The sequence below is a fragment of the Natronoarchaeum mannanilyticum genome (genome assembly GCF_039522665.1).
In the GTDB taxonomy this organism is placed as follows: Archaea; Halobacteriota; Halobacteria; order Halobacteriales; family Natronoarchaeaceae; genus Natronoarchaeum; species Natronoarchaeum mannanilyticum.
Window position 1 is genome coordinate 1477562 of sequence record NZ_BAAADV010000001.1, and the last position, 24230, is coordinate 1501791.

20 protein-coding genes are annotated in these 24230 nt (G+C 68.0%); 9 read left to right on the top strand and 11 right to left on the bottom strand.

What is annotated here, in order from left to right; translation table 11 throughout:
• Positions 1–9: 9 nt before the first annotated feature.
• Entirely contained in the window at positions 10–1500 is a 1491-nt protein-coding gene (lpdA, locus tag ABDZ81_RS07595) for a dihydrolipoyl dehydrogenase (protein WP_343773321.1), read from the bottom strand.
• Between the two features lie 193 nt (positions 1501–1693).
• Here lpdA and ABDZ81_RS07600 point away from each other — a divergent pair, with 193 nt between their 5' ends.
• On the top strand, positions 1694–2350 hold the full coding sequence (locus tag ABDZ81_RS07600; RefSeq protein ID WP_343773378.1) for a lactate utilization protein: 657 nt from the start codon (positions 1694–1696) through the stop codon (positions 2348–2350).
• Positions 2351–2365: 15 nt separating this feature from the next.
• On the opposite strand, the gene ABDZ81_RS07605 is transcribed toward ABDZ81_RS07600, so the two are convergent.
• From ABDZ81_RS07605 to ABDZ81_RS07635, 7 genes are all read right to left on the bottom strand, one after another.
• Complete coding sequence (locus ABDZ81_RS07605; RefSeq protein WP_343773322.1) at positions 2366–4069, bottom strand: dihydrolipoamide acetyltransferase family protein; 1704 nt, start codon at positions 4067–4069, stop codon at positions 2366–2368.
• Between the two features lie 3 nt (positions 4070–4072).
• On the bottom strand, positions 4073–5098 hold the full coding sequence (locus tag ABDZ81_RS07610; protein ID WP_343773323.1) for an alpha-ketoacid dehydrogenase subunit beta: 1026 nt from the start codon (positions 5096–5098) through the stop codon (positions 4073–4075).
• Positions 5099–5100: 2 nt separating this feature from the next.
• On the bottom strand, positions 5101–6210 hold the full coding sequence (gene pdhA / locus ABDZ81_RS07615; protein ID WP_343773324.1) for a pyruvate dehydrogenase (acetyl-transferring) E1 component subunit alpha: 1110 nt from the start codon (positions 6208–6210) through the stop codon (positions 5101–5103).
• A gap of 251 nt (positions 6211–6461) precedes the next feature.
• The gene (gene lipA, locus ABDZ81_RS07620; RefSeq protein WP_343773325.1) at positions 6462–7409 is read right to left on the bottom strand and encodes a lipoyl synthase; all 948 of its coding nucleotides are present in this window, start codon (positions 7407–7409) and stop codon (positions 6462–6464) included.
• A gap of 79 nt (positions 7410–7488) precedes the next feature.
• Positions 7489–7815 (bottom strand): DUF7344 domain-containing protein, encoded by a 327-nt coding sequence (locus ABDZ81_RS07625; protein ID WP_343773326.1) that lies wholly within the window; start codon positions 7813–7815, stop codon positions 7489–7491.
• A gap of 115 nt (positions 7816–7930) precedes the next feature.
• The gene (locus tag ABDZ81_RS07630; RefSeq protein ID WP_343773327.1) at positions 7931–8596 is read right to left on the bottom strand and encodes a helix-turn-helix domain-containing protein; all 666 of its coding nucleotides are present in this window, start codon (positions 8594–8596) and stop codon (positions 7931–7933) included.
• A gap of 161 nt (positions 8597–8757) precedes the next feature.
• Positions 8758–9315: a DoxX family protein gene (locus tag ABDZ81_RS07635; protein WP_343773328.1), complete on the bottom strand. Its 558-nt coding sequence runs from the start codon at positions 9313–9315 to the stop codon at positions 8758–8760.
• Between the two features lie 194 nt (positions 9316–9509).
• On the opposite strand from ABDZ81_RS07635, the gene ABDZ81_RS07640 reads away from it, so the two are divergent.
• Complete coding sequence (locus ABDZ81_RS07640) at positions 9510–11882, top strand: DEAD/DEAH box helicase (RefSeq protein ID WP_343773329.1); 2373 nt, start codon at positions 9510–9512, stop codon at positions 11880–11882.
• Here the strand turns inward: ABDZ81_RS07640 and ABDZ81_RS07645 are convergent, their stop codons facing one another.
• Positions 11883–12539, bottom strand: coding sequence for an HAD family hydrolase (locus ABDZ81_RS07645; protein ID WP_343773330.1), 657 nt, complete (start codon positions 12537–12539; stop codon positions 11883–11885).
• A gap of 756 nt (positions 12540–13295) precedes the next feature.
• On the opposite strand from ABDZ81_RS07645, the gene ABDZ81_RS07650 reads away from it, so the two are divergent.
• The 6 genes from ABDZ81_RS07650 to pheT all read left to right on the top strand — a co-directional run bounded on the left by ABDZ81_RS07650 (position 13296) and on the right by pheT (position 21341).
• Positions 13296–14066 carry a DUF91 domain-containing protein gene (locus ABDZ81_RS07650; RefSeq protein WP_343773331.1) on the top strand — a complete coding sequence of 257 codons (771 nt, stop codon included), beginning with the start codon at positions 13296–13298 and terminating at the stop codon, positions 14064–14066.
• Positions 14067–14139: 73 nt separating this feature from the next.
• Positions 14140–15177: a tRNA-intron lyase gene (endA, locus tag ABDZ81_RS07655; RefSeq protein WP_343773332.1), complete on the top strand. Its 1038-nt coding sequence runs from the start codon at positions 14140–14142 to the stop codon at positions 15175–15177.
• Between the two features lie 79 nt (positions 15178–15256).
• Positions 15257–15955 (top strand): DUF2270 domain-containing protein, encoded by a 699-nt coding sequence (locus ABDZ81_RS07660; RefSeq protein ID WP_343773333.1) that lies wholly within the window; start codon positions 15257–15259, stop codon positions 15953–15955.
• Positions 15956–16051: 96 nt separating this feature from the next.
• Positions 16052–17698, top strand: coding sequence for a tryptophan--tRNA ligase (locus tag ABDZ81_RS07665; RefSeq protein ID WP_343773334.1), 1647 nt, complete (start codon positions 16052–16054; stop codon positions 17696–17698).
• Positions 17699–18069: 371 nt separating this feature from the next.
• Positions 18070–19581, top strand: a complete 1512-nt coding sequence (gene pheS, locus ABDZ81_RS07670) for a phenylalanine--tRNA ligase subunit alpha (protein ID WP_343773335.1) — start codon at positions 18070–18072, stop codon at positions 19579–19581.
• Positions 19581–21341, top strand: coding sequence for a phenylalanine--tRNA ligase subunit beta (pheT, locus tag ABDZ81_RS07675; protein ID WP_343773336.1), 1761 nt, complete (start codon positions 19581–19583; stop codon positions 21339–21341). Before pheS ends, pheT begins: the two co-directional genes overlap by 1 nt.
• 176 nt (positions 21342–21517) lie before the next feature.
• Here pheT and ABDZ81_RS07680 read toward each other — a convergent pair whose 3' ends face one another.
• Together ABDZ81_RS07680 and ABDZ81_RS07685 are read right to left on the bottom strand one after the other, a co-directional pair.
• Positions 21518–22573 (bottom strand): quinone-dependent dihydroorotate dehydrogenase, encoded by a 1056-nt coding sequence (locus tag ABDZ81_RS07680; RefSeq protein ID WP_343773337.1) that lies wholly within the window; start codon positions 22571–22573, stop codon positions 21518–21520.
• Positions 22574–22636: 63 nt separating this feature from the next.
• On the bottom strand, positions 22637–22834 hold the full coding sequence (locus ABDZ81_RS07685; protein ID WP_343773338.1) for a hypothetical protein: 198 nt from the start codon (positions 22832–22834) through the stop codon (positions 22637–22639).
• A 258-nt stretch (positions 22835–23092) separates the two neighbouring features.
• Here ABDZ81_RS07685 and ABDZ81_RS07690 point away from each other — a divergent pair, with 258 nt between their 5' ends.
• Positions 23093–23401 carry a non-histone chromosomal MC1 family protein gene (locus ABDZ81_RS07690; protein WP_343773339.1) on the top strand — a complete coding sequence of 103 codons (309 nt, stop codon included), beginning with the start codon at positions 23093–23095 and terminating at the stop codon, positions 23399–23401.
• Positions 23402–24230: the final 829 nt, after the last annotated feature.

Below are 24230 nucleotides of genomic sequence, written 5' to 3' on the forward strand. Positions count from 1 at the left end.
TCCGGACGCCTATCGATTCAGCGTGTGGATCGCGTGGCCCAGCGCGTTCTCGGCGGCCTCCATCACGGCTTCCGAGAGCGTCGGGTGGGTGTGGACCGTCGCGGCGACGTCCTCGACGGTGGCGCCCAGTTCGACGGCCAGCCCGATCTCGGCGATCAGCTCGGAGGCCTCAGGGCCGACGACCTGCCCGCCGAGCACGAAGCCCGATTCCTCGTCGGCGACCAGCCTGACGAACCCGTCGGACTCGCCGGTCGTGAGCGCCCGGCCGCTCGCGCGGAACGGGAACTCGCCGACCATCGGCTCGAACCCTTCCGCCTCGGCCTCTTCGGCTGTGAGCCCGACGGTGCCGATCTCGGGGTCGGTGAACACCGCGGCGGGGATCGCCTGGTAGTCCAGCGCCGCGGGCTCGCCGGCGATCACTTCCGCGGCGACCTGCCCCTCCTTGCTGCCCTTGTGAGCCAGCATCGGCTCGCCCGCCACGTCGCCGACGGCGAAGACGTGCTCGACGTCGGTCCGGGCCTCCTCGTCGGTCTGCAGGAAGCCCCGGTCGTCCGGTTCGAGGCCGATCGCCTCGGGGTTCACCGTGTCGGTGACCGGCTCGCGCCCGACCGCGACGAGCACCTTCTCCGCCTGCAAGCTGAGCCCCTCGTCCTCGGCATCCTCGCTTTCGGCGTCCTCCACCTCCGCCTGTTCGCCCCCGTCCGCGGCGGCGCCGCCCGCCGGCTCCGTCTCGACCGTCACCGTCCCGTCGCCGGTGTGGTGCCACTCGCTGGCGGTCTGGCCGAAGTGGAACTCGACGCCGAGCTCCTCGGCGCGCTTTTTCACTGGTCGCGCGAGGTCGTCCTCGTAGCCCGGCAGCGCCTGGTCTAACATCTCGATCACGGTGACGTCGGTGCCGAGCTTGGCGAACACGCCCGCCAGCTCCATCCCGATGTAGCCCGCGCCGACGACCACCAGCGAATCGGGCACCGTATCGAGCGCCAGCGCCTGCCGCGAGTCTAGAACGGGCTCGTCGTCGTAGGCGAACCCGGGGATCTCGATCGGTCGCGAGCCCGTCGCGACGACCGCGTGCTCGAACTCGATCGTCTCCGACCCCTGCCCCTCGCCGCCGTGCACGACGCGGGCCTCGTGCTCGCCGGCGAACTCCGCGCGGCCCTCCACGATGTTGACCTGGTTGGCCTTGCAGAGCTTCTCGACGCCGCCGGTGAGCTGGTCGACGACGCCGCCTTTCCACTCCTGCATCCCGCTCAGATCCACGGCGGGGTCGGCGTGGATCCCCATCTCCTCGGCGTTGGCGGCGTCGTGGGCGACGTCCGTCGCCGAGAGCAGCGCCTTCGAGGGGATGCAGCCGTGGTTGAGGCAGGTGCCACCCACGGCGTCGTCCTCGACGAGCGTCACGTCCAGATCGAGCTGTCCGGCCCGGATCGCGGCGACGTAGCCCGCCGGTCCGCCGCCGATCACCAGTACGTCCGTCCCTGTCGCGATGTCTCCGACGACCATTGAATGGCCCTTCGGTCCGGAGCAAGTAGTAGGTGGGGTCGGCGAACGGTCAGTAGGCGGAGTCGGCGAACGGTCGCCCCCCGGCCCGGGTGCGGCGTCACACTGTGTGACGCTCTGACGATAACACCGGTGTAACCACCTGACACCGGTGTCCGCGAGAGGTTAAGGATGTGCCGCCGCAACTAACAGTACGATCATGTCGCAGAAATCTGACTACGCAGACGACGCCGACGTCGACGCGACGCTCGACCAGCTTCCCGACGACGAGACGATCGAGGAGACGGTCGCCAATCTCGAAGCCAACGGGTTCGAGGTCGTCGTGGTCGACTCGCGCGAGGAGGCGCTCGACGCCGTGCAGTCCCAGATCCCCGCGGGGGCGTCCGTGATGAACGGTCACTCGACGACGCTCGAGGAGATCGGCTTCGTCGAGCACCTGAGCGAGGGCGACCACGAGTGGGAGAGCCTGCCCGACCAGATCTGGAGCATCGACGACGACGAGGAGCGCCAGGCCGCCCGCCGCGAGTCCCAGACCGCCGACTACTTCCTCGGCGGCATCAACGCCATCTCTCAGACCGGCGAGCTCGTCGCCGCCGACCGCTCGGGCAGCCGCGTCGGCGCCTACCCCTTCGCCGCCGGCAACGTCGTGATCGTCAGCGGCGTCAACAAGATCGTCCCGACGCTCGACGACGCGCTCGACCGGCTCGAAGACGTCGCGTACCCGCTCGAAAACGAGCGCGCGCAGGACGCCTACGGCGTCGACTCCGCGATCGCCAAGCAGCTCATCTTCCGCCAGGAGCTCGAAGAGGGCCGCACGACGGTCGTGCTCGTCCGCGAGCAGCTGGGCTACTGAGCGCCGCTCCCCTCGCTACTCTAACAGCAGCAGCGACGGCTCTTCGAGGTACTCTTTCAGCGTGTTAGTAAAGCGGGCGGCGTCGGCGCCGTCGACGACCCGGTGGTCGATCGACAGGCTGAGCGGCAGCGTCTCGCGCGCCACCACCTCGCCGTCTTCGGCGACGGGTCGCTCGTCGATCGCGCCGAGCCCGAGGATCGCCACTTCGGGGTGGTTGATGATCGGCGTCGCGAAGTCGCCGCCGATGCCGCCGAAGTTGGTGATCGTGAACGTGCCGCCCTGCATCTCGGCGCGCTCGATCGACCGTTCGCGGGCCTTCTGGACGAGTTCGTTCGTCTCGGAGGCGACCTGCAACAGTCCCTTCTCGTCCACGTCGTCGACGACCGGCACCATCAGCCCCGCCTCGGTGTCGGCGGCGACGCCGACGTTGTAGTAGCGCTTCTCGACGATCTCCTCGGCCTCCTCGTCGAGTTGGGCGTTGACGATCGGATGCTCCTTCAGCGCCGCGACGCAGGCCTTCATCACGAACGGCATGTAGGTTAGGCGGATGCCCCGCTCCTCGGCCTCGGGCTTGAGGCGCTCGCGAATCTCGACCAGCCGGGTCGCGTCCGCGGTGTCGTGGTGGGTGACGTGGGGCGCGGTGAACTTCGACTGGCTCATCCGCTCGCCGATCGTCCGCCGGACGCCGCGGTAGGGTCGACGTCGCTCGCGCTCGCCCTCGACCGCAGTTGCCTCCGCAGCGTCACCGGTCGACGCCGCGGCGTCGTCCGCCGACTCCGCCGCGGGAACGTCGGCGTCCTGCACCTGCAGCGCCTGCACGTCGGCCTCCTGGGCCTCGCGCTGAGCCTGCGCGTACTCGCGGACAGCATCCTCGCTGACGAACGCCTCGCCGTCGCGCTGTTCGGTCGCCGGCACCGCGTTCAGATCGACGCCCTTCTCGCGGGCGACGCGGCGGGTCGCCGGCGCGGCGAGCGTCCGGTCGCGGTCGGCGGCGTCGGTTCGGGTGGCCTGTCCGCTCGCCTCGCCGGTCGGCGCCGATCCCTGCGACGCGGCGTCGGTCGGGGCATCCGTCGCTTCGGCGTCCGTCGTCGCTTCGGCGTCGGTCGACCCCGTTGTCGCCGCGTCGCCTCCCGCAGCCGCTTGCTCGGCGCCGCCGCTCGCGGCCGCCCGGACGTCGCCGGCGGTGACGCGCCCGCCCGGTCCGGAGCCCTCGACCGACCCGAGGTCGACGCCTTCCTCCCGGGCCAATCGTCGGACGCTCGGCGGTGCGAACACCCGGCCGCTCGACGCCGTCTCGGCGTCCGGCTCGACCGCGGTCTCGGTTTCGGGATCGCCGGTTTCGGCTGGTTCGGCGTCGGCGCCGCCGGTCGCCTGGGCGTCGTCTGCGGCTCGCGCTTCGACCTCGGCCTTCTCGGTGTCGGCTTCCTCAGCTTCGGGTTCGGCCTCCGCTTGGGCGTCCGCCTCGGCCGCCGATTCCTCGCCCGCAACGTCGAAGGTGATGATCACCTCGCCGACGGGGACGACCTCGCCCTCCTCGGCCAGGATCTCTCTGACCGTCCCGTCGACCGGCGCGGGCACGTCGACGACCGCCTTGTCGGTCTCGACCTCCGCGACGGGCTGGTCCTCCTCGACCGCGTCGCCCGGTTCGACGAGCCAGCGGACGATCTCGCCCTCCGCGACCCCCTCGCCGACGTCGGGGAGTTTGAACTCTCGTACCATGCGTTAGAACTCCACGGCCTCCCGGATTCCCTCTTCGATGCGGGCGGGTTCGGGCAGGTAGAAGTCCTCCAAGGCGTACAGCGGGAACGGCGTGTCGAAGCCGGTGACCCGCTCGACGGGCGCTTCCTGGTAGAGCAGCGCCTCCTCCTGGAGGATCGCCGTGATCTCGCCGGCCAGCCCGCCGGTGCGGGGCGCCTCGTGGACGACGACCGCGCGGCCGGTCTTCTCGAAGGAGTCGACGATCGTCTCGCGGTCGAGCGGCGACAGCGAGCGCAGATCGACGACCTCGACGTCGATGTCGCCGTCGAGGTTCTCCGCGGCCTCCTCGGTCCGGTGGGCCATCGCGCCCCAGGCGTAGGCGGTGACGTCCGATCCCTCCCGGCGCACGGTCGCCTCGCCCAGCGGCACCTCGTAGGGTTCTCGGGGGACGTCGCCGCGGAACGCCCGGTAGATCAGCTTCGGTTCGAGGAAGAGGACGGGATCGGGGTCGCGGATCGCGCTGATGAGCATCCCCTTGGCGTCGTACGGCGTCGAGGGGACCGCCACCTTGAGGCCGGGCTGGTGGACGAAAAACGCCTCCGTCGACTCGGAGTGGTGCTCGGGCGCGCGGATGCCGCCGCCGTACGGCGCCCGGACGACCATCGGGCAGGTGTAGCGCCCGCGCGAGCGCGTCCGCAGGCGGGCGGCGTGGGAGACGAGCTGGTCGAACGCGGGGTAGATAAAGCCCATGAACTGCACCTCGGCGACCGGTTTGAGACCGTAGGCGGCCATCCCGATCGCGCTGCCGACGATGCCCGACTCCGCGAGGGGAGTGTCGATCACCCGGTCCTCGCCGAACTCCTCGTACAGCCCGTCGGTGGCGCGGAACACGCCGCCGTTCTTGCCGACGTCCTCGCCCATCACCAGCACGTCGTCGTCGCGGGCGAGTTCGGTCGCCATCGCCTCTCTTACTGCTTCGACCAGCGTCAGCGAGTCGGTGTCGACGGTACCCGGATCCGGCGTCTCGGTGGATTGCTGTTTGCTCGCCATGGTCAGTCCTCCAGGAAGGTCTCGTCGCCGTGCGTTTCGCGGAGCCGTCGGAAGTACTCCAGTTGCTGTTCGAGTCGCTTCGGCATATCCTGATACACGTGGCGGAACATCGCCTCGGGGTCGGGGCGCTCGGCCGATTCGGCCGTGTCGATGGCGTCGGCGACGCGCTCTTCGATCCCGTCTTCGATCGCGGCGACGCGCTCGTCGTCGAGCCGCCCCGTCGAGCGCAGGAACGTCTCTAGGCGCGGGATCGGGTCTTTCTGCTTCCAGCGCTCGACCTCCGCTTCCTCGCGGTAGACGCTAGGGTCGTCGGCGGTGGTGTGGGCGCCGAATCGGTACTGCACCGCCTCGATCAGCGTCGGGCGCAGCTCGCCGTCGTCGGGGTCCTTGGCTTTCTCGATCGCCTCGCGGGTCACCTTGTACACCGCCAGCGGGTCCATCCCGTCGACCTGTACGCCCTCGAACCCGTACGCCTCGGCCTTCTGGGCCAGCGTTGCGCTGGCGGTCTGGCGCCCGCGGGGCACCGAGATCGCCCACTGGTTGTTGTTACAGAAGAAGATCGCCGGCACGTCGAACACGCCGGCGAAGTTCAACCCCTCGTGGAAGTCGCCCTCGCTGGTCGCGCCGTCGCCGAAGTAACAGAGGAAGGCGCGATTTTCCCCTTTGAGCTTCGAGGCCCAGGCCGCCCCGGTCGCGTGGGGGATCTGGGTGGCGATGGGGACGGCGGGCGTGAACATATTGACGTCCTCGGGCACTCTGGTTCCCTCCTCGCTGCCCATCCAGTACAGCAGTGTCCGCTCTAGAGGCATCCCCCGGATCATCACCGCGGCGTGCTCGCGGTAGCTCGGGAAGATCCAGTCCTCCTCGGCCAGCGCGCGGGCGCTGCCGACCTGCGAGCCCTCCTGGCCGGACATCGGGGGATACGTCCCCATCCGGCCCTGCCGCTGGAGGCTCACCGCCCGCTCGTCGAACCGCCGCGCCAGGCGCATGTCCCGGTACATCTCGATCATCGCCTCGTCGTCGAGATCGGGAACCTCGGCGCCCTCGCGCACCCGACCCGCGTCGTCGAGCACCTGTACTCGCTCGTCGGGGTCGCGCTGTATCGTACTCATGGAAGAATCCTCCGGCGCATAGTATCATGATCGTTCGCTCGGGTTATAGGATTTTCGTACATAGTTTACTAACGACTCAATACTTGCCACCGAGTCGCAAACTCGTCCAGTTTAGAGGAAGGTATCGAAACGAACAGCGCATTCGACACCGATTAACTGACTGGGGAGTCACCGAAGCAGCGGCTGGCGTCACCCTTCTGGACGAACGGCCAGTTTCCGGAAGTCGCGATAGTCTCTCAGCCGCTCCGCGCTCAGTCGCCCGCCCGCGCTTCGGCCCTGGCGTCCTCGACGCTCTTGCCCTCTCGGAGGACGGCGTCGACGAACAGCTCCCCCGCCTTGTACGACGATCGCACCATCGGACCCGACGCGCAGTACAGGAAGTCGAGTTCCTCCTCGGCGACGCGGCGCCACGTCTCGTACGTGTCGGGGTGGACGTACGATTCGACGGGGAGGTGCTCGCGCGAGGGCCGGAGATACTGGCCCAGCGTCACGACGTCGACCTCGGCTTCGCGAAGGTCCGCGAGCGTCCGGTAGACCTCGTGGTCGTACTCGCCGTGGCCCAGCATGATCGAGGTCTTCGTGTAGACGTCGGACTCGCGACCGGCCTGTTCGAGCACCGAGAGGCTCTGCTCGTAGCCCGCTCGCGGGTCCCTGACTTTCCCCTGGAGGCGCTCGACCGTCTCGACGTTGTGGGCGATCACGTCCGGGCCGGCGTCGATGATCTTCCGGACGAGTTCGGGCTCGCCCTGGAAGTCGGGGATCAGCACCTCGACCAGGATGCCGGGGTGGCGCCGTTTGATCTCCCGGATCGTCTCGGCGAAGTGGGCGGCGCCCTGGTCGGGCAGATCGTCCCGGTCCACGGAGGTCAGAACGACGTAGTCCAGCCCGATCTCGGCGACGGCGCTGGCGACGTTTTCCGGTTCGTCGGGATCGAGCGGCTCGCCGCCGCCGGTCTCGACGTCGCAGAAGCCACACGAGCGCGTGCACTTGTGACCCATCAGCATGAACGTCGCCGTCCCGCCGGCGTCGCCCTCTCCCGGTCCCCCGCGCCCGCTCCAGCACTCCCCCAGATTCGGGCAGTTTGCCTCCTCGCAGACGGTGTTGAGGTCGTGCTCGCGAAGCGTCCGCTTGATATCGGTGAACTCGTTTCCGGAGGGCGGCTGGACCGCCAGCCAGTCGGGCTTCCGCGAGCGGCTCATGGTATTCGTTCGGGGCTACCCGGACAAAAGGATGCAGGATCGGTCCGGCGTCGCAGCGGGTCGGGGCGAACGGATACCGCTACTCGGCGTCGGTGAGAGCGCGGGCGGCCTCGAGGGGCTCGGCGCCGTCGGCGATCGACTCCACCACGGGATCGCTCTCGTAGCGGACGGTGTTGAGCTCGTGGTCGTACTCGAGCAGTCCGGCGTCGTCGAGCTTCGGGAGGTGAACGTGGTGAAGTTCGACTCTCACCGTTTGCGGGTCCGCCCCGTCGTGGTCGCGCGACGCGACGCGCTCGCTCACCTCCTCCAGCGGCAGGAACTCCCGCTCGGCCGCGGCGACCACTTCGCAGACGTTCCGTCGCCGTCCGTGGGCCAGTGCGTCGAGAATATCGTGGGCGGGAATCATTGGTGAACTCGGGGTCCGGGTCGACGTGGTACAGTACTGTTCGACACAGCTCCGGATAACCGTTGACCATGGACTGTCATGCAAGCCGCGACGATCCCGACGCCTCGCCCCGATCTCAGTCGGCCGCCGCGGCGTCGGCACGCGCGAAGATCGTGTTCGCCGCGAGCGTCGAGATCCCCCGCCGCAGGCGCTCGGTCAGCGCCTGATCGGAGATGCCGAGCTCTGCGGCCACCTCTACCGTGTTGCAGCGTCGCGGCACGTCGTAGTACCCCATTTCGACGGCCAGCGTCAGCGCCTCGTGCTGGTGATCGGTCAGCCCGAACCGCGGCCCGGCGTCGGGCTGTCCGGGATGGTACACCCGCTCGACCGACAGGGACACGTCGGCGTCCGTACAGTAAGCTCGGAACGCCGACAGAGCGTCGTGGTCCGGAAATCGGAGCTCGAAGCGCCACTCGTCGCCGCCGCCGGTGGCTCGGAGGATCTGGCCGCACTGGTCTCTGACTGCCGAGAGAAACGGATCGTCTTCGACGTTCCAGTCCAGCCCGTACAGCGTCTGGTCGTCGAACTCCTCGACGATCTCGACGCCCTCGACGACGGGCCGACTCTCGAGCCGAACCGCGAACGCCTCGGTGTCGACGCCGTGCACCCAGAAGAACGGCACCGCGCGGTCGGCGACGGGCACCAGCGTTTCGAGCTCGACGCTGACGTAACCTGATACATCTAGAATGCGTCCTAACTCGAAGTCAGCAGCAGGAATACGAAGTTCTGCGATGACGCTCATATATGGCGTTTTATACTAGTGTCTGATAGGACGTTTATCTGAACGGCTTGGCATATCAGGGGGAATAAACCCGCCGGCGATTGGTGGCGACGATGGTGAGATCTACACGCAAGCTAGAGCGCGGCGATACGACCGCTTCGCGACGCCGAAGAAAAAACCGATCAGCCGAGGACGTACCGCAGCGCGGGGTAGCGCTCGATCAGCGCCTCGCCGCCGACGTCGATCCGTTCGATGTAGCGGTCCAGCCCGAGGATCCGCCCCGCGCCGAACGCCGCGACGGCCAGGAACACGACGCCGTAGATCAGCGTCGAGTCGAACAGAGCGAGCCAGTCGCCGGTCCAGCCGCCGAGGTAGAACAGCGCCATCTGCATGGCGCCGCCCAGCGCGGCCAGTCGGACGAAGGCGCCGGCGATCAGCGCGACGCCGATGAGCAGTTGGGTGACCGGGACGACCACGTTGACGACCTCCATCAGCGCGGCGTTGCCGGCCATCGCGGCGAAGAGCCCGCTCGCGGGGCTGGCGGGGTCGACGCCGTGCGCGAGGTAGCCGGCGGCGTCGAACGGCCACTCGGCGACTTTGCCGAGCCCGGCGAAGAGGATCATCCCGCCGATGACGACTCGCAGGGCGACGACGAACCACGCCGACAGGGCGTGGGGCCGTCCTTCGAGGTTGATTCCGGCGTAGCGGCTTTCGAGTCTGTTTTGAGTTTTGGTGGACATTAGTTTTCTCCTCTTACAGATATCACTACGCCCGTTCGCATATTAACTGGAGAAGGTGGTTTCCAAAACCCGAGAACCGTGGTAGTGTGACGCACGTCGATTCGCGAATCGGCCGCGAGGCCCGTCGTCGGCGTCGCCGCCCGCTTCCGGTCCAAAGGAAACGCATATGGCCCCCGACCCCACGCCTAGGGACGATGGAGGTCGCCGAGGTTCTCCCCGACTTCGCGGACGCTTTCGCCTTCGAGGAGTTCAACGAGATGCAGCGCGAGGCGTACCGCCCGATCCTCGAGTCCGACGAGAACGTCGTCGCCAGCGCGCCGACCGGCAGCGGCAAGACCGCCCTCGCCGAGCTGGCGATCTGCAAAGCCCTCGAAGAGGGCGGGACGGCGCTGTTCATCGCGCCGCTCCGGGCCCTGACCAACGAGAAGGAGTCGGACTGGGAGCGCTTCGAGGCGCTCGATTTCTCGGTGTACGTCGTCACCGGCGAGCGGGACCTGAACCCGCGGCGCGCCGAGCGCGCCGACATCCTCGTGATGACGCCCGAGAAGGCCGACTCGGCGACCCGCAAACACGACACGCGCAGGTACTCCTTTATCACGGACGTCGACGTCTGCGTGATCGACGAGGTCCACCTGCTGGACTCCGAGAAGCGCGGCAGCGTGCTGGAGGTGACGATCTCGCGGCTCCGTCGGCTCTGCGATCCCCGGATCGTCGCGCTCTCCGCGACGATGCCCAACGTCGACGACGTGGCGGCGTGGCTCGACGCCCCCGACGAAACGACGTTCCAGTTCGGCGACGAGTACCGTCCCGTGGACCTGCACGCCGACGTGCGCACGTACACCCACGGCGAGAACTCCTTCGCCGACAAGTACCGACGCCTCTACCGGGCGCTGGATCTCGCGGAGCCCCACATCGAGGAGGACGGCCAGGCGCTGGTGTTCGTCTCCTCGCGTCAGGACACCGTCCAGGCCGCAAAGAAGGCTCGCGACGAGATCGCCGAACGCGACCTGTCGATGGGCGCTCGCGGCGACTACGATTTTCACACCGAGACGCAGAAGCTGGAAAACGACACCCTCCGGCAGTCGGCGCTCGACGGCGTCGCCTTCCACCACGCCGGGCTCTCGAAGAACGACAAGGATCTGATCGAGGAGTGGTTCAAGCAGGGCCACATCCAGCTGCTGTTCTCGACGTCGACGCTCGCGTGGGGCGTCAACCTCCCCGCGCGCTGCGTCGTTATTCGGGACACGAAGTACCACGACCCCCTGGAGGGCGAGGTCGACATGAGCCCGCTGGACGTGCTCCAGATGCTCGGACGCGCGGGCCGGCCGGGCTACGACGACGTGGGGTACGGCTGGATCGTCTGCGACCGCTCGGACGCCGACAAGTACCGCAAACTGCTCCGGGACGGCAAGGAGATCGAGTCCCGCCTCGCGGAGGACCTGGAGGCCCACCTCAACGCCGAGATCGCGATGGGGACGATCGACGACGTCGACGACGTGGTCGAGTGGGTCGAGACGACCTTCTACTACCGGCGCGCCCAGACCGTCCCCGAGCAGTACGGCTTCGGCGACGTGGACGCCGACGGCGAGAAGTTCGAGGAGGCGCTCCGCGAGCAGGTCAGCGACGCGCTCGCGGGGCTGGAGGAACGGGGCTTCGTCGAGACCCAGGGACTGCGCGTCGACTCGACGGCGCTGGGGACGCTGGCCTCGAAGTACTACCTCCGGCTCGACACCGCAAAGCGGTTCCACGAGGTGGCGACCGGCGGCGAGATCGACGTCGACGCCGTGCTCGAAGCGGTCGCGACGGCCAGCGAGTTCGACTCGGTCAACGCCCGCTCGGCCGAGCGCGACGCCATCTCCGCGGTGCTCTCTGGCAAGACGGTCGGCGACGTCGACGCCGGCCAGCGCAAGGTGCTCGCGATCTTGCACTCCTCGATGACCGGCTCGACGCCCGCCGATCTCTCCAGCGACGCGTGGGTGATCCGCCAGAACGCGGTGCGGCTGCTGTCGTCGTTGCAGGCCTTCTTCGGGCGGTTTGCGGATCCCCGAGCTGCCAACCTCGCGCGGCGCGTCGAGGCGCGCCTGGAGAACGGCGTCAGCTCGGACGCGGTGGGGCTGACGGCGGTCGACGGCATCGGCTCGGGGCGCGCGAGCAAGCTGGCCTCGGAGGGCATGACGACGCCCGCCGACGTCCAGTCGGCCGGCGTCGACGGTCTGGTGGCCGCGGGGCTCTCCGAGGGCGTCGCCGAGCGCGTCGTCGAGTCCGCCGGCGAGTTGCCGGTAGTGGGGATCGAGTGGGGGTCGTTCCCGGATTCGATCGCGCAGGGCGACAACGAAATGTGCGAAGTGACGGTGACGAACTCGGGCGGCGGCGCGCAGGCCGGCGTGCGCGTGACGGTCAACGGCGTCGAAATGACCGCGACGGAGGCGTATCTCTCGCAGCCCGTGGAGGTGCCGGTGGGGGTGTTCGGCGGGTCGGAAAGCCCGATGGAGTTCACCGTCGAGGTGTGTTTCCCCGAACTTCCCTTACTGCCCGTTCGGGACTCCCGGACCGTTCGGGTGGAGTGATCAGCTCGTCAGTTCCAGCAACAGGCCGCGCAGTTCTTCGGGTCCCTCGGCGACGTGATCCGCCTTCGAGAGATCCATCCCCTGGTTGATCTCGGTTCGGTAGCCGACGCTGGTCATCCCTGCCCTATTGGCCGCCTCGACGCCGTTCTCGGAATCTTCGACGGCGACGCAGTCGGCGGGGTCGACGCCGACCTCGGCGGCGGCGATCTCGTACACCTCCGGTTCGGGCTTGCTCGGCCCCTCGATCTCGTCGCCGCTGACCAGCGCGTCGAAGTGCTCGCCGATCTCGAAGCGGTCGACGACGATGCCGATCCAGTCCAGCGGCGAGGATGAGACGACCGCCGTGCGGACGCCGCGGTCGCGCAGGTCGTCGGCAAGTTTCTCGAATCCCTCGATCAACTCGACGCGCTCGCTGTAGAGATCATCGGCGGCGTCCTCGTAGTAGGTCTCGAACTGCTCGCGGCCGATGTCGAGGTGCTCGCCGTAGTGGTCGTCGAGGTAGCCGTGGATCTCCCGGTAGTTCATGCCCGTGATCTCCTCGTCGTCGACGACGCCCTCGCCGACGGCCTCGGGGAGGACCTCCTCCTCTTCGAGCGCGACCCAGTACTCCTCGGAGTCGACGAGGACGCCGTCCATGTCGAACAGGACTGCTTTCATTGCGTGGGCGTAGAGCGGGCGGCGGGTTATAGGGTGGAGTTGCGGCGGTTCGTGCTGGGTTCGGGTTAGGAGTTGGAGATTGCACCTGCACTTGTGTCGCACTCCCTGGAACTGGGGCGACGACTTCGAACACGCCGAAAGCCCCCGCCGCGCTCGACCGGTTGCGGCTCGCTGCGCGCTTCCTTCGCTCCCCTCGGTCGCTCCGTCCAGTGCTTACTTCGCCTCACCGGATCGACCGCGGCGGCCCCTTTCATTCCACCCGGACCGCAACCTCGTCCTCCCCAACCGACTCGTTCGCCTGACGGCTCACTCGCCCCTCGCGCGCTGCTGTCTCGCCATGAAGGCTCGACAGCGCGCGCCATCGCAACCGCACGGCCGGGCGCGGCTTCATGGCGCGCCGCCGGAAGAGCGAAGCTCTTCCGAGCCCGCACTCGCTACGCTCGTGCGGACGACGGGGGAGGGCCGGGGCGCGCGTGGTCGGCCGCTAGCCGACCCGCGCACTGCGGTTGCGGTGCTGGCCTGGCGGACTGAAAGGGCGAGGCACGCTCCGGGAAGCACGACCCGTCAAGCACCGGAGCGACCGAAGGGAGCGAGGAGCGCAGGCGGGGCGCGCGACTGGAGCGGGCCGAGGGCTTTCGTGGTGTTGTTCGCTGCAGTTGCAATTGATAGATGCGATTTGAAGTCGTTCGAGATGTTTCCGTTCCAGGTTGCCCCGCTCTCCACACCTTTAACACCGGAAACGAATCCAGACGCCCCATGTCCCAGACAACGGACGCCCATCCCCGCGATCCGACCCGCTCGATCCGCGTGCTGGCCGGCGAGTGTACCACCATCTACGACGGCGACCAGCGCGAGGAGCACCGCGGCCACGTCGCGGTCGTCGTCAAACCCGACAACACCGTGCTGGTCCACGACGCCGACGGCTACCAGCCCGTGGCGTGGCTCACCCGCGCGGACGCCGTCTCCTGCGCGCGTGACGGCGGGTTCTCTCTCACGGCGCAGTCCGGCGACGAGCACCTGCGCGTCGTCGGCCACACCGAGGACGGCTACGGGAGCTACCCCGCGACCGAGGCCGGCCGTCCCGTCGGCGAGTGCCCCGACTGCGAGCGCACGCTCGTCCGCGCTGGCGGCGCGGTCAACTGCCTAGGCTGCGGCGAGCGCTACGGGCTGCCCGCCGGCGCGAACGTCCGATCGGAAACCTGTGACTGCGGCCTCCCGCGGATGCGCGTCGAGCGCGGCGTCCCGTTCGACCTGTGTCTCGATCGCGAGTGCGAGTCGCTCGACGCCGCCGTCCGCGAAGAGTTCGACCGCGCGTGGGACTGTCCCGACTGCGGCGACGATCTGCGAATCCTCCGGAGAGGCGGCCTGCTCGCTGGCTGTGACTCCCATCCCGACTGCGAGGCGAGCTTCGCGATCCCCGCCGGCACGGTTGTCGGCACCTGCCCCTGCGGGCTGCCGCTGTTCGACGCCGGCAGCCGAAACCGCTGTCTCGACTCGACGTGCGAGCGCGTCGAGCGCGCGGACTGACGGCGCTACTCCGTCGCACGGACTCGCGCCCCGCGACCGTCACGCATTTGCCGACCCGAGAGCGAGGGAGAGTATGCACGGCCACCGCCGGGACGGCGTCGTCCGCGTCGCCGAGGACGCCCGCCAGCGCTTCTACGACGCTCGCGGGTACGGCTACCCCCTGGACGGCGACGAGATCGCGCTCGCCCCCGTCGAGGCGGCCCACCTCCTGTTCCGGGGCGACCTCGACGCGGTCGACGGCGAGGGGTTCCGGGAGTTCCTCGCGAGCGCCGACGCCGACGGGTTCGGGCTGCGATTCCTGGTGTACGCCGACCTGCGCGCCAGGGGGTTCTACCTCTCGCCCGCTCGCGACCGATGGACGCCCGACGCCGTCGACACCGAGCACGTCGACTTCGTCGTCTACCCGCGCGGGAAGGATCGCCACGCCGGCGAGGTCGCCTACCGGATCCGCGTCGTCGGCGAGCGCGAGCGCCTCCCCGCGAGCTCGCTGGGCGACTGTACGCTCGCGATCGTCGACGAGGAGAGCGAGATCACCTACTTCGAGACGAGCCGTCCCGACCCCTCGGGATCGACGACCGTCGACCTGCCCGAGGGCGTCCCGACGGCGCTGTTCGACGACCGGGCGATCTGCTGGGAACCGCCGAAACGGCTCCACCAGAGCGGGTTTTACGGCCAACCCCTCGCGGGGCGCGAACCGGCCGACGAGCAAGGTCTGCAGCTCTCGCTGGTCGAGGCGGCCCAGCTTTCCGCCGCGGGCGCGATCGACGTACCCGGCGGCTACGACGCCGTCGTCGAGCGCGGCCGCGCGGTCGAGGGCGAGCGGTTCGACCGCCGGCTCCGGACGTACGCCGTCCTGCGCGAGCGCGGCGTCGTCCCCAAGACCGGGTTCAAGTTCGGCGCCGACTTCCGGACGTACGCGGACGTCGAGTCGGTCGAGGAGCTGAGCCACTCCGAGCGCCTCGTCAGAGTGTTGCCGCCGGGCTACGCGTTCGCGCCGCGGGACCTCTCGCTGGACGTGCGCCTGGCCCACGGCGTCCGCAAGGAGATGGTGTTCGCGCTCCCCGACGGCGACGAGCTGGCGTGGCTCGGCGTCGAGCGCATCACGCCCTGACGTCGAGAACCGGCCCCGGCCCACCGCAGTGTCCCGCCCGTCTCCCCCGATTTTGTTCCGGCGGACACGACTAGCGCACATGGGAGACGACGAGCGAAGCGACTCGGACGACGCCGACCCGACGAGTCAGTCGCTGCGCGAGCTCGGCAGCGAGATGGGGCTTGGATCGATCGTCGCACATCTCTACCGCGGCGAGATGGATCGGGTCATCAACTGGCGCACCCGGCTGGACAGCACGACGAACTTCGCGGTCACCGTGATCGGCGCCGTGCTGGCCTACGCCTTCTCCGGGCAGGGCGCCGGCCACACTGTGGTCCTCGTCGGCATCATGATCGGGACCGTGTTCCTGCTGATCGAGGCCCGTCGCTACCAGCTCTACGACGTCTGGCGCTCGCGGGCCCGGGTGCTCCAGGAGAACCTGTTCGCGAACGCGCTCGATCCCTCGGCGGGCGTCGAGCAGCGCGACTGGCGCGCCGAGCTGAGTCGGGACTACCGGCAGCCGTCCGCGAAGATGGCGTACCACGTTGCCGTCGCCCACCGACTCCGACGTGTCTACCTCCCGCTGCTGGGCGGGCTGGGCGCGGTCTGGTTGTTCCGCCTCGCCGCGTACGGGGACGACGGACTGGTCGACTCCGCCGCCATCGAGGGCGTGTCGGGGACGATCGTGCTCGGCACCGTCGCGGCGTTCTACGCGGCGTTGCTGGGGCTCGCGATCGCGGCCGACACGCGCGGCGAGACGAGCGGGAGCGACCACGCGCAGCTCGACCGGCGTCGGTGATCTCGACCCGACGCCGAACGCGGGTTTCGACGCCGCCGAGGGTGCGAAACAACGGCTTTATGCGCCCGCCGGGTCGACTCTGGCCTGTCTAGAGGTATGAGCCGAGACACTGATCCCCGCGAGGCCAGCGAATCGTCGTCCGAACAGCCGTCGTCGGACGGGGAGCGCTGGCGCTCCGACGCCGACGCGTCTCCGACAGCCTACACTGACGGAGGCGCCGCCGCGGGCGCCGACGAGGTCGCGCTCGACCCGTGGGGGTCGTCCTCGGTCGCCGACTACCGGAAGCTGTTCGAGGACTTCGGCATCGAGGTGTTCGAGGAGCTACTCGACGGCGTCCCCTCGCCACACTACCTGATGCGCCGGGGCGTGATCTTCGGCCACCGCGACTACGAGCCCGTCGCCGAGGCGATGCGCGAGGGCGAGCCCTTCGCCGCCCTGTCGGGCTTCATGCCGACCGGCGACCCCCACATCGGCCACAAGCTGGTGTTCGACGAGATCATCTGGCACCAGGAGCGCGGCGGCGACGCGTACGGCCTGATCGCCGACCTCGAAGCCCACAGCGCCCGGGGGATGACGTGGGACGAGATCGACGAGCACGCCCGCGACTACGTGCTCTCGCTGCTCGCGCTGGGCTTCGACCCCGAGGAGGGAACGCTGTACCGCCAGTCGGACAACCGCGAGGTGCAGGATCTGGCGTTCGAGCTGGGCGTCGAGGCGAACTTCTCGGAGCTGGGGTCGATCTACGGCTTCGACGGCGAGACCGACGTCTCGCACATGCAGTCTGTCGTCACCCAGATGGCCGATATCCTCTACCCGCAGGTCGCCGACGAGCCAAAGCCCACCGTGATCCCGGTCGGTCCCGACCAAGACCCTCACATGCGGCTGGCGCGGGATCTGGCCGCTCGCACGCGCTACTTCGGCGTCACCGAGGCGTACGCCAGCTTCGAGGCGACGCCGACCGAGCGCCGGCTGATCGGCGAGGCTTACAACGACCTTGGCGGCGAGGACGCCCGCACCGACGACGATGCGGAGGACGTGCGCTGTGAAGACGCCGCCGACTGGCTCCGCGAGCACGAACCCGCGCCGGACGACGCCCGGCAGACCGCGATCGAGAAGCTCGACGCCGCGGGGATGGAGCCCGTCCGCCCGCGGGTTCGGTTCCTCGACCAGCACGCCCCCGAGGACGCCTTCGAGGCGCTCATCGAGGCGATCGACGGCGAGAAGCGCGTCTACGACGCCCACATCGACACGTTCGAGCTCACCAGGGAGGAAGCCGACGAGCTCGCCCGCGAGGTCGAACTCGACCACGGCGGCTACGGCTTCCGGCCGCCGTCGTCGATCTACCACCGCTTCATGACCGGGCTGACCGGCGGCAAGATGTCGTCGTCGATCCCCGCCTCTCACATCTCGCTGCTCGACGACCCCGAGGACGGCTACGACAAGGTCAAGTCCGCCACGACGGGCGGCCGACAGTCAGCAGAGGAACAGCGCGAGAAGGGCGGGAAGGCCGACGAGTGTCCGGTCTACGAGCTGTACGCCTACCTGCTCGCGGGCGAGGACGACGAGTTCGCCAAGGAGGTGTACGACGAGTGCGTCGGCGGCGAGCGGCTCTGTGGCGACTGCAAGGAACAGGCCGCACAGCTCATGACGGAGTTCCTCGAGGACCACCAGGAGAAACGCGACGAGTGGGCCGAGAAGCTCGACGAGCTCGACATCGACCTCGACAGCGACCGGAAGCGGTAGTCCCCAGTGGACGGGAGCGGTGGGCGCCATCGCCGCGGCGTCGAGACGCCGCGGTTCCCGCGTTGACGCCGCGCTCGCCGCGTCGGCGCGATGGCCGCGATGCCGACGAACGCGTAACGCTTTTTAGAACCCCTCACAACCGTTCGCACATGGCGTCCGAACCCCACGCCGGCGTTCGCGTCGATAGCAAGCCACGCGCGGCCAGAGCGGGGTTCGGCTTTTTTGTCGCGGCTTAGGGCCGGTGGACTCCGCGGAGCGACGGCGTCTCGACGCCGTCCCCGGACGAAACCGATCCGAGAAGAGCCGCACCGATGCCGTTCCAGACCGGAACCGGTAACTGACGACCGAGCGGTTGATCCAACAATGAACCCATGAAACTCCCGGACGCACAGGTCGCGGTCTTGGAGACCGCGAGCGCGGACGACGCACAGACGATCGACGCGATCGCGAACGCTACCGACCACAAGCCCGAGACGATCACCGGGGCGGCGTTCGATCTCGAAGAGCAGGGGCTCGTCGCCGTCGAGTCGGCGACCGAGGATGGCGTCGAGCTAACCGACGAAGCCCATCGCTATCTCGACGAGGGGCTTCCCGAGGTTCGACTGTACGAGGCAGCGCTGGCCCTCGACGCCGACGAGTCGCCGGTCCAGATGGGCCGGGCGATCGGCGAGTCGGGCCTCGACGGGCAGGCGGTCGACATCGCGCTGTCGAACTACGCCCGCAAGGGATACGGTTCGATCGACAGCGGCGAGATCACCGCCGACGCGGACGCCGACCCCGACAGCGATCCCGAGGCGACGGCGCTCGCCGCGCTCGATCGCGGCGACGCCGACGTCGACGACGACACGCTCGATCGGCTCGACAGCCGCGGGCTGGTCGAGCTCACCGAGCGCACGGTTCGATCGGTTCGACTCACCGACGAGGGCGTCACGGCGCTGATGGAGGGCGTCGAGGCCGCCGAGTCCGTCGGCCAGCTCACGCCCGAGCTGCTCACGAGCGGCGAGTGGCGCGACGTCGAGTTCAGCGAGTACAACGTCGAGGCCGACGCCGCCGAGGTCGGCGGCGGCAAGGAACACATCCTCCGCCAGACCGCGAATCGTGTCAAGGACGTACTGGTCGGGATGGGCTTCGAGGAGATGGAGGGCCCCCACGTCGACGCCGACTTCTGGATCAACGACTGCCTGTTCATGCCCCAGGACCATCCCGCGCGCACCCACTGGGACCGGTTCGCCATGGATCAGCCCCGGGAGATCGACGAGCTGCCCGCGGATCTCGTCGACCGCGTCGAGGACGCACACCGCAACGGCGTCGGGCCTGACGGCGACGGCTACCACTCGCCGTGGGACGAGGACTTCGCGCGGGCGCTCGCGCTACGCGGGCATACGACCTCCCTGTCGACGCGGTACCTCTCGGGCGAGCAGGTCGGCGAGCTCGAACCGCCCCAGCGGTACTTCAGCGTCGAGAAGGTGTACCGCAACGACACCCTCGATCCGACCCACCTGCTGGAGTTCTTCCAGATCGAGGGCTGGGTGATGGCCGAGGACCTCTCGGTGCGTGACCTGATGGGCACCTTCGAGGAGTTCTACGCCCAGTTCGGCATCACCGACCTGGAGTACAAGCCCCACTACAACCCCTACACGGAGCCGAGCTTCGAGCTCTTTGGTACTCATCCCGAGACGGGCGAACTGATCGAGGTCGGAAACTCGGGGATCTTCCGCGAGGAGATGCTCGCCCCGCTGGGCGTCGAGGACGCCGACGTGATGGCCTGGGGGCTCTCCCTTGAGCGCCTGCTCATGCTGATCTACGGCTTCGAGGACATCCGGGACGTCCACGGGACGCTGTGCGATCTCGAACTGCTGCGAGACACCGAGGTGATGTACTGATGCCCACAGTAGACGTCGATCCCGACGAACTGCGCGACCTGACCGGCCACGACGAGAAGAGCGACGAAGAACTCAAGGAGGACCTGTTCGGCCTCGGACTCGAGTACGAGGGCGAGACTGAAGATGGCGGGTTCGAGCTCGAGTTCGCGCCCGACCGGCTCGATCGCCTCTCGGTCGGGGGGATCGCCCGGTCGCTGCGCTACCACTACGGCGACGACCGGGGCGTGGACATCCCGAACACGAACGACGCCGACTGGACGATCGAAGTCGACGAGTCGGTTCCCGACGAGCGCCCCTACGTCACCGGCGCGGTGATCCGCGGCGTCGACCTCGACGAGGACGCGCTGGACTCGCTGATCCAGCTCCAGGAGAAGCTCCACGCGACGATGGGGCGCAAGCGCGCCAAGGGCGCCATCGGCATCCACGACCTGACGATGCTGAAAGGCGAGGCCCCGGAACCGGGCGACGAGGCTGCGGACGACGCCGCCCCCGACGCGGGCGCCGCGACGCCGAACAAGTCCATCCGCTACACCGGCGTCGAGCCCGACGGCGATCGGTTCGTCCCGCTGGACTCGGACGCCGAGCTGACGCCCGGAGAGGTACTCGAAGGGCACCCCACCGGCGAGACGTACGCCGACCTCGTGGCCGACTACGAACGCTTCCCGGCGATCTACGACGACATCGGCCTGTTCTCGTTCCCGCCGGTGATCAACGGCCGGCGGACCGAGGTGACCACCGACTCGCGGAACCTGTTCGTCGAGCTGACGGGCACCGACCAGTGGACGATCGACCGGATGTGCGCGATCGTCTGCTACGCGCTCGACGCCCGCGGCGCGACGATCGAGGACGTCGTGGTGAACTACCCCGATCGAGAACTTCACCGACCGGACTTCGAGGTCAAGCAGAAGTCGGTCGCCCACGACCGCATCGAGACGCTGCTCGGCGTCGATCTCGATCCCGAGGAGGTCGTCGACCTGTTCGAGCGGTCGGGGCTAGATGCCGAGACCGACGAAAACGAGGCGGGCGATCTCGCCTACGACGTCTCGATCCCGCCGTACCGCGTCGACGTTCTCCATCCCCTCGATCTGGTGGACGACACGGGACGGGCCTTCGGCTTCAACGAGCTGGAGCCGCGGTACCCCGACGTCAGCACGGTCGGCGGCCGCCACGAGCGCTCCCGGCTAGAGGACGCCGTCCGCACGCAACTCGTGGGGCTCGGCTTCGAAGACATGCTGAACTTCCACATGATCAACGAGGCCGAGAACTTCGACCGGATGGGCCTCGAGGAGGGCGACGACGCCGTCGGCGCCGCGCGGCCGACGACGATCAAGAACCCCTACAGCGAGGACTACACGATGCTTCGCACCTGGGCGCTCCCGTCGCTGCTGATGGTGCTGGAGCGCAACACCCACCGGAGCTACCCCCAGGACCTCGCGGAGATCGGACTGGCCGCCCACCTCGACGAGTCCGAGAACACCAACGTCGCCGAGCACCGGACGGTCGCCGGCGCGCTTGCACGTCACGACGCCTCCTACGAGGACGCCAAGGCCCGCCTGCAGGGGCTCGCGCGGAACTTCGACGTCGACCTGGAGACGCCGCCGACGAGCCACCCCTCGTTCATCGACGGCCGCACCGCCGAGGTAGTGATCGACGGTGAGTCGGTCGGCGTGATCGGCGAGATCCATCCCGAAGTGCTCGTCGAGCACGATCTGGAACTGCCGGTGGCGGCGTTCGAGTTCCAGCTGGACGCGCTGCGGTAACCGGCTTTTCTTCCTCTTTACCGCTCAGCCGACTGGCGAGCGTAATAGCGAACAGGCGCCACTCTCCGGTCGCGGGGCGGCGTGGCGCACAACCGCGGAACGCCCCGCGGCGAGTCTCAGGTCACGCCGGGCCTGGCCGCGGCTCCCGTCAAAAGGGTGTGGCCGCTCGCTCGGTGCTAGAGGTCGGCGCCGACGGCGTCTTCGACCGACTCGAAGCCGTCCCGGTCCAGCAGTTCGAGCAGCCCCTCGTTGATGTCGCGGGCGAGTCCTGGCCCTTCGTAGACCAGCCCGGTGTAAAGTTGGACGACGCTCGCGCCCGCGCGAATCTTCTCGTAGGCGCCCTCGGCGCTCGCGACGCCGCCGACGCCGATGACCGGAACGTCGGTCCGTTCGGCGACGAATCCCACCGTGTTCGTGGCGCGCTCTTCGATCGGGGCGCCCGATAGCCCTCCGTTTTCCGCGCTATGTGAACTCCGGAGATCGTCGGGCCGCTCCGTCGTGGTGTTGACCGCGATCACGCCGTCGAGGTCGAGCTCGTCGACCACCGCGAGCGCGTCCTCGATGGCCGCGTCGGGCAGGTCCGGTGAGAGCTTGACCAGTAGCGGACTGGCGCCCTGATCTGCCAGGCGTCCGAGGATCGACTCCAGGTGCTCGCGGTTCTGGAGTTCGCGCAGTCCGGGGGTGTTGGGGCTGGAGACGTTGACGACGAAGTAGTCGCCGTGCTCGGCCACGCGCTCGTACGTGTAGGCGTAGTCGTCCGCGGCGTCCTCGAGTGGCGTCGATTTCGACTTGCCGATGTTGATCCCGATCGGGACGTCGGGCAAGTCGAGCCGCTCCAGGCGGGCGCCGATCTCGTCGGCGCCGTGGTTGTTGAACCCCATGCGGTTGATCAGCGCGCGATCCTCGGGCAGTCGGAACATCCGTGGGCGGGGATTTCCCGGCTGTTTTTCGGCGGTGACGCCACCGACTTCGACGTGGCCGAACCCGAGAGCGGACAGCATCGAGGGAACTTCGGCGTTCTTGTCGAACCCCGCGGCCACGCCGACGGGCGTCGGGAACTCGAGGCCGAGCGTCTCGACCGACAGCCGTTCGTCTTCGACGGCGTAGCGACGCTCGACGGCGTCCTCGATCGGCGTTCCCTGTGCCGTGCGCATCGTCCCGTGGATGAGGTTGTGGGCCGTCTCCGGCGGCAACCGAAAGAGAAGCGGCTTCGCGACGTCGTAGGCGTTCATCGTTGGAGACCCCTTCGCGCTGGTGTAAAAAGTCCTCGGAGCACCGCCGACGATACGGATCTCTCAGAAATCGTGTTCCACTTCGTCCTGATCCGCCTTCTGAATGATAATCTTGTCTTCACGCACGCGGACGAATACTTCGTCGCCGATTTCCATCCCGGCAACCGCCAGCTCGTCCTCGTGGATGTTGATGTGTACGTTGTGGTACTCGCCGTCTTCGTCTTTCGCACCACTCGGACTGAGCTTCTTTTTCCGTACCATCGGGGTAGTCTAGGACGAAGTTCGCCGTACGACCTACTTAAGTGTTTTCTACGGTCGCGGCGCCGGCGCGGCGTCTTGCGGCGCGCGCGAGGTCAAAGTGACCTGATACGTCCCGACGATGGGCGTCTCGTTGGCGGTTTTCACGCTCCCCTCCGCGATATCATGGAAAAAATTTATGTAGTATGTTTCGCATCGGCGTCCCGTCGGGGATATCTTTATAGTGGGGCATGTGCTCGGTTGGCATGGAGGTCCAAAATCATGGTACGTGAGGACGGTAAGCGGAACTTCGCGTTGCGACGTAACGATGGTGAAGAACCGAGTGTCTTCTCCGGAAACACCCCCCGACAGGCAGCTCTCAAGGCGGCCCGGAGACTCGAACCCGCTCCGTCGGAAGACGACGCCGACGAGACCGAGCTTCGGCTTCGAGAGAAGGGTACGGACAAGGTACATATCTATGAGGGCTGGGCTTGGCACGAGACGGCGCCCGACGACAAGCCCGACTGGATGCCCGACGAGATCACCGAAGCCAACGTCTCGAAGGAAGGCATCGAACACCTCGACGATTGACGCGGTGGACGGTCCCATCCCACGCCCAGAGATTTTCGCTGACCGTACAGTAGGCGTTGCCGGCAGCACGTGTTGAGCCGTTCTCATAGATGTGCCTGGCTGTTACTTCGCGCGTACACGCCATCCGATAGCGAGGCTTGTCGCCTCCGTCACGTGTCCGCCCGCGTCTCACCGCTTCGTGCCGTTTCGTTCGATACGCCGTATCACGAGAACTGTCTCCGATGCCGCTTTCGTTCGACGGTCTTAAGTGTTCCACCAGCATCCGAATGAACGCGAACGGTGCGATGCACCATGACGCCGGGCCGCAGTTTCCAGCGTCTCGTCCGGGTCGGTCCGGACGACAGTCGGGCCAGCTCCCTCACGGCATCGATCCGATGCCCTTAAGTGGAAAAGGCCTGTACTGTTCAGGTGCGAACGTTCACTCCGACGCCAGACGGCGCCGGGGACGATCCGATGCCCTTAAGTGGAACAGGGCACTCGGATTGGATGCGAACGACACGATGCGACCGACGGACCGTTCAACTCGGTCTGTTGTCGTGCCGGACGCGCTCCGAAGGGTTTAACACCTCTTCGGAGCGTATCACAAAGTCCGGAAGGAAATGAGGATTCCACCCCTGCGGTCCGCCGTACAGATGGGATCTGATGTTAGCCTTGGTAGTTCGGCGACATCCGGCCGATCGAGCGATGTCGTCGACCTACGGACCCATGCAATAGACGACCGTGGTCCCTGACGGGGACCACATTTGGTGTTGTCTCCTTTTGGGAGACATCCCGCCCACCGCCCCCACTCTGGGGGCACATTCCGGTTGATCCTGCCGGAGGCCATTGC